The organism is Prevotella brunnea (genome assembly GCF_008016795.1).
GTDB lineage: Bacteria > Bacteroidota > Bacteroidia > Bacteroidales > Bacteroidaceae > Prevotella > Prevotella brunnea.
Genome location: NZ_SDIK01000110.1, coordinates 1 through 5,549, shown reverse-complemented (window position 1 = coordinate 5,549; position 5,549 = coordinate 1). Strand labels below are relative to the sequence as shown.

The window sequence follows — 5,549 nt, the reverse complement described above, 5'->3', positions numbered from 1 at the left end:
CGAGGTAACAGAAAATGAATAAGGGGGCTTGTCACTAACATGCTGTCATCCGAACTATTGTGTCTCAATGAGTTGGAATGAGGATTTCTATGTTTAGCGGACAGTAATAATTTTGTAATCTGTTGATAATCAGGATGATAATAATTGCGATTTAAAAGCTTAGCTTTTGCACCCCAATTCATGACCTTTTGCACTGCAAAAGGTAAGCTTTTGGAAAGTGAAAGCTAAGCTTTTGGGGGATGAATGAAGAATATTTAGGACATTATTGGGTCTTAACACTTTTACCGTCAAAAGAAAAGGCGATGGCGATTTGGGAATTTATTTCCCATTTTTTTATTCCCATTGGCTTATATATCGCGATTTTTATGTAAATTTGCAGACAGATAAACTTTCGGATGAGCCGAAGGAGGGGTGCCACTCTGTTGAGTGAGCTGAGATTATACCCGTATAACCTGATGCAGGTAATGCTGCCGTAGGAAGTGCGAATATAAGAATTTGCGTTTATCATTTACCAGATTTTGTGCATCCCGATATTTTGTTCCTGATGATAAGGCTTGCCACTTGCGTGGCGAATACAGATTGTTGCTTATTGATGCTATTAGGAAAAGATAACGAGAAACGATGAAATATATCACTACTTTGACGATTGCCGGTTCCGATAGCTGTGGTGGCGCCGGCATCCAGGCAGATCTAAAAACCATGTCGGCGTTGGGTTGTTACGCCACCTCGGTCATCACTGCAATTACGGCACAGAACACGATGGGAGTATTCGCCGTCAGAAGCGTATCGCCGGAGATGGTGGAAGCTCAGTTGCGAGCCGTGATGAGCGATATGCTCCCCGACGCGATAAAGATAGGGATGGTGAACGACGTGGAAACGATTCGCGTGATTGCCGACACGATGAGAGAATACGACGTGGAACACATCGTAATCGACCCCGTCATGGTGTCCACCTCCGGTAGCAGACTGATGGAGAGGACGGCAGTGGCAACATTTCGCGAGAAACTGTTGCCCCTTGCCGAGCTGCTGACTCCCAACATTCACGAAACAGAAGTGCTCTCGGGCGTTTCCATAGAGACGGAAGCCGACATCGACCGTGCCGCCGAACTGATTATGACGATGGGTTGTAAGGCTCTGCTCGTGAAAGGAGGACACCTTGAGGGAGAAAAGAAGACCGACCGGCTCTATCTTCAGAATGGAAGTCGAGAACTTTTCGAGGGCAAGACCATTGCCACCCGCAACACTCATGGAACAGGATGCACGCTATCGTCTGCCATAGCAGCATATTTGGCTCGGGGAAAGCAACTCAACGATGCAGTGGGGAGGGCAAAAGCCTATGTCGGAGAAGCCCTTTCTGCCGGAGCAGACATGGAGATGGGCAGGGGATTCGGACCCGTGAACCACTTTTTCCAACCCGAAAAACTTATCAGACGATGATGAACTTGCAATTTATTACCCATCGCACCCATCGATACGATTATGCCGAAGGAGTGGAATTGGCTTTGAAAGGGGGGTGCGAATGGGTGCAACTGCGGATGAAATACGTTTCCGATGATGATTTCCTTCAAGTGGGAAGAAAAGTGAAGACATTGTGTGCGGCTTATGGCGCAACGTTCATTCTCGACGACCGTGTACACTTGGTGAAGGCGTTGCGAGCCGATGGGGTGCACTTGGGAAAACAAGACATGGCAATAGACGAAGCACGAAGACAGCTCAACGATGACTCGTTGCTCATAGGTGGAACTGCCAACACCATGGAAGACATACGTAAACTCTGCGAAATGGGCGCAAACTATATCGGTTGTGGGCCGTTCCGGTACACCTCTACCAAGAAAAATCTCGCGCCTTTATTGGGATTGGAAGGCTATTCGAGGTTGATGCGGACGATGAAAGAAGAACGTCTGTCAGTTCCCGTTGTAGCCATTGGTGGGATATTGTGCGAGGACATTCCTGCGATTGCCAAGACGGGGGTGAGCGGAATAGCAGTCAGTGGGGCGATACTCCACGCCGACAACCCCAAGGTGGAAATGCAACGGTTCGTTGAGGCGACTATTAATATATAAGGTATAGACAACGCTGAAACTTTCATTATAAACATCAAGATTATGGAAAACAAAATAAAGATAACCTATCCCTCTTCGGAGAAGATTTACATGAAGGGGGAAATCCATCCGGAGCTGCGCGTGGGTATGAGGAAAATCAACCTTACCCCTACCGTTATGAAGGTGAACGGAGAACGGAAGGAACGTGCGAACGCCCCTATCATGGTGTATGACACCAGCGGGGCTTACAGCGACCCCACCATTGATATTGATTTGCGCAAGGGTTTGCCCAAGTTGCGGAACTCTTGGATTGCGAAGCGTAAGGGCACGCAGATGTACTATGCGAAGTTAGGCGTGATAACGGAAGAAATGGAATATGTTGCCATTCGCGAGAATATGAATTGTAGGGAATTGGGTGTGGAGAGTCGCATCACACCGGAGTTCGTTCGCGAGGAAGTAGCAGCCGGTCGCGCCGTTATCCCTGCCAACATCAAGCATCCGGAGAGCGAACCGATGATAATCGGTACGAATTTCCTTGTGAAGATTAACACGAACATAGGCAATTCGCATAACAACTCCGGAATAGAAGAGGAAGTGGAGAAAGCCGTGTGGAGCTGTAAATGGGGTGGCGATACCTTAATGGATTTATCAACGGGCGAGAATATACATGAGACTCGTGAGTGGATATTGCGCAATTGTCCGGTTCCGGTGGGAACAGTGCCGATGTATCAGGCCTTCGAGAAGGTGAACGGAAAGGTGGAAGACTTGAACTGGGAAGTGTTTCGAGACACGTTGGTGGAACAATGCGAACAGGGTGTGGATTATTTCACGATACACTGTGGCATCCGGTTGAAGAACATCTGTTTGGCGGATGGCAGACTCACCGGCATTGTGAGTCGTGGCGGAAGCATCATCTCAAAATGGTGCAAGATACATCAGCGGGAAAACTTCCTGTACAGTCATTTCGATGAGATATGCGATATCTGCGCCCAATATGATGCCGCTCTGTCGTTGGGAGATGGTTTGCGTCCGGGAAGTACCCATGACGCTAACGATGCGGCACAATTTGCCGAACTTGACACCATGGGCGAACTCGTGGAGCGCGCTTGGAAAAAGAACGTGCAGGCATTCATAGAAGGTCCGGGACACGTGCCCATGAATAAGATACGTGAGAACATGGAACGACAGGTGGAAAAATGTCATGGCGCGCCTTTCTATACGTTAGGACCGATAGTTACCGACATTGCTCCTGCCTACGACCATATCACGAGTGCCATCGGTGCTGCCATGATAGGCTGGTATGGAACGGCAATGCTGTGCTATGTTACGCCAAAAGAACATCTTGCCTTACCCAACAAGGAGGATGTTCGCGAAGGAGTGATTGCCTACAAGATAGCCGCTCATGCCGCCGATTTGGCGAAAGGTCATCCGGGGGCAAGGATTCGGGACAACGCGCTGAGCAAAGCACGCTATGAATTCAGGTGGAAAGACCAGTTCAACCTCTCTCTCGATCCGGAAAAGGCGTTGGCATATTGGAAATCGTCCAATAAGGTAGGAGGAAAATATTGCACGATGTGCGGTCCAAACTTCTGCGCCATGAAGATAAGCAGGGAGTTGGACGAATGTAACGATTAAGTATTTCTTTATAACAACCTATATTATGATAGAGAAACAAATATCAAGAGGTATCATTCATACCTATTTCGAGAAAATGGAGAAGTGTCTGGAACTCGACGTTGCCATAGTAGGTGGCGGTCCTTCAGGCATAGTAGCAGCTTATTATTTGGCCAAGAAAGGGCTGAAAGTGGCTCTTTTCGATCGCAAGTTGTCTCCCGGCGGGGGAATGTGGGGTGGTGCGATGATGTTCAATCAGCTTGTCATTCAAGACGAGGCACTCGACATCATCAAGGAGTTCGGCATCAACTACAATAATTACGATGACGGACTCTATACCGCTGATTCCATTGAGAGTACTTCGGCACTGCTCTACCATGCAGTGCATGCCGGAGCTACTATCTTTAATTGCTATTCCGTGGAGGATGTCGTGTTCAAGAACAATGTCGTCAGCGGCGTGGTGGTGAACTGGACACCTGTGTTGCGCGAGGGACTGCATGTCGATCCCTTGAACATCATGGCTAAATGCGTCATCGATGGAACCGGACACGACAGCGAAATATGCAAGGTAGTGGCTCGAAAGAACGGCATCAAGTTGAACACTGCCACGGGCGACGTGATAGGTGAACGGTCGCTGGACGTCAGCGAGGGCGAACGCTGCGTGGTGGAAGGAACAAAGGAAATCTATCCCGGTTTGTTTGTCTGTGGGATGGCTTCCTCCGCTGTCGGAGGCACGCCCCGTATGGGACCTATTTTTGGTGGTATGTTGCTCTCGGGAAAGAAAGTTGCAGAATTGATAATGCAACGAATTGGAAAATAATTCTTATAAAGTGAGGAGGTGGATTGACTTCGTGCCCGACTATCATCGATGTAACGATTGCAAAGGGACGGGAGACAATCTGCCTCTCCTCTTTTCTCCTTAAATATATTAATAGAGTTAGTTGTTTGGTGGAATGAAGATTATCGTTATTACTCCTCCCACTTTTCTCTCGGAGGAAGCAGACATCATACAGAGATTATTAGATTGGGGCGTTGCCTCCGTGCATATCCGCAAACCACAATCATCGGTGGAAGCAACGGATGCCTTACTTTCCTCTATTTCGACTGCTTATCATAGCCAACTTGTCCTTCACGATCATTTCAATCTTACCGCACGCTATACTTTGCAAGGCATTCATCTCAATCGTCGCAATCCTGTTATGCCATCATTCTTCCATGGTACGCTATCTTGCTCTTGTCATTCCTTACAAGAAATAAAAGAGAGGAAGCCTCATTGCGATTATCTCTTCCTCAGTCCTGTTTTCGACAGTATTTCCAAAAAGGGCTATCGTTCTGCCTTTCGTCAGGAAACCTTGGCACAAGCCGCCGCAGATGCTGTCATTGATTCTAAAGTGTTCGCGCTCGGTGGTATCAAAAAAGAGAAACTGCCCACCCTTCGAACGCTTCATTTTGGCGGAGCTGTCTTTTTGGGCGATGTTTGGCAACGCATTCATGCCGACGACTTCAAAAGCTATATCCTTGATTGTGTAAACACGCGAGCCACCCCTTCCGAATAGATTGGCAATTCTCCCCGAAGACAGAACTACTGACAGGAACGATACTACTTTTTTCAATATAAGTTGCAGCCTTTTTTATACAATGATATTAGCTTCTTTTAAAAACGATGGTACTTTTTCGATAAAACGATAGTACTTTTTTGGAAGAGTTTGGTAGTGTCCTTAAAAGTGTGTAATTCATCTTTCCTTTCTCTGTACTTCCACTGTTATTTTATTCTTTTCTTTCCAGTTCTTGAATTGATATATTCTCCTTTCATATGTCGTCTTTGTTTCCTCCATCGCCACGGACGCCTGGTGGAAGATGACGGACTTCTCTGATGGCATGGATGTTCTCATT

At 47.4% G+C, this 5,549-nt stretch carries 6 protein-coding genes; 5 read left to right on the top strand and 1 reads right to left on the bottom strand.

Features of this window, described 5'->3' with window-relative positions; all coding sequences use genetic code 11:
• Positions 1–182 (bottom strand): hypothetical protein (locus ETF27_RS11385; RefSeq protein ID WP_205012823.1); only part of this gene is annotated, 182 nt, incomplete at its 3' end.
• A gap of 439 nt (positions 183–621) precedes the next feature.
• On the opposite strand from ETF27_RS11385, the gene thiD reads away from it, so the two are divergent.
• The 5 genes from thiD (at position 622) to ETF27_RS11085 (ending at position 5,212) form a co-directional block, all read left to right on the top strand.
• On the top strand, positions 622–1,437 hold the full coding sequence (gene thiD / locus ETF27_RS11105) for a bifunctional hydroxymethylpyrimidine kinase/phosphomethylpyrimidine kinase (RefSeq protein WP_130830680.1): 816 nt from the start codon (positions 622–624) through the stop codon (positions 1,435–1,437).
• Positions 1,434–2,063: a thiamine phosphate synthase gene (locus tag ETF27_RS11100; RefSeq protein WP_147785841.1), complete on the top strand. Its 630-nt coding sequence runs from the start codon at positions 1,434–1,436 to the stop codon at positions 2,061–2,063. Before thiD ends, ETF27_RS11100 begins: the two co-directional genes overlap by 4 nt.
• Before the next feature lie 42 nt (positions 2,064–2,105).
• On the top strand, positions 2,106–3,677 hold the full coding sequence (gene thiC / locus ETF27_RS11095; RefSeq protein ID WP_147785840.1) for a phosphomethylpyrimidine synthase ThiC: 1,572 nt from the start codon (positions 2,106–2,108) through the stop codon (positions 3,675–3,677).
• A 25-nt stretch (positions 3,678–3,702) separates the two neighbouring features.
• Positions 3,703–4,476 carry a sulfide-dependent adenosine diphosphate thiazole synthase gene (locus ETF27_RS11090; RefSeq protein WP_147785839.1) on the top strand — a complete coding sequence of 258 codons (774 nt, stop codon included), beginning with the start codon at positions 3,703–3,705 and terminating at the stop codon, positions 4,474–4,476.
• Positions 4,477–4,609: 133 nt separating this feature from the next.
• Positions 4,610–5,212, top strand: coding sequence for a thiamine phosphate synthase (locus ETF27_RS11085; RefSeq protein ID WP_147785838.1), 603 nt, complete (start codon positions 4,610–4,612; stop codon positions 5,210–5,212).
• Positions 5,213–5,549 lie beyond the last annotated feature (337 nt).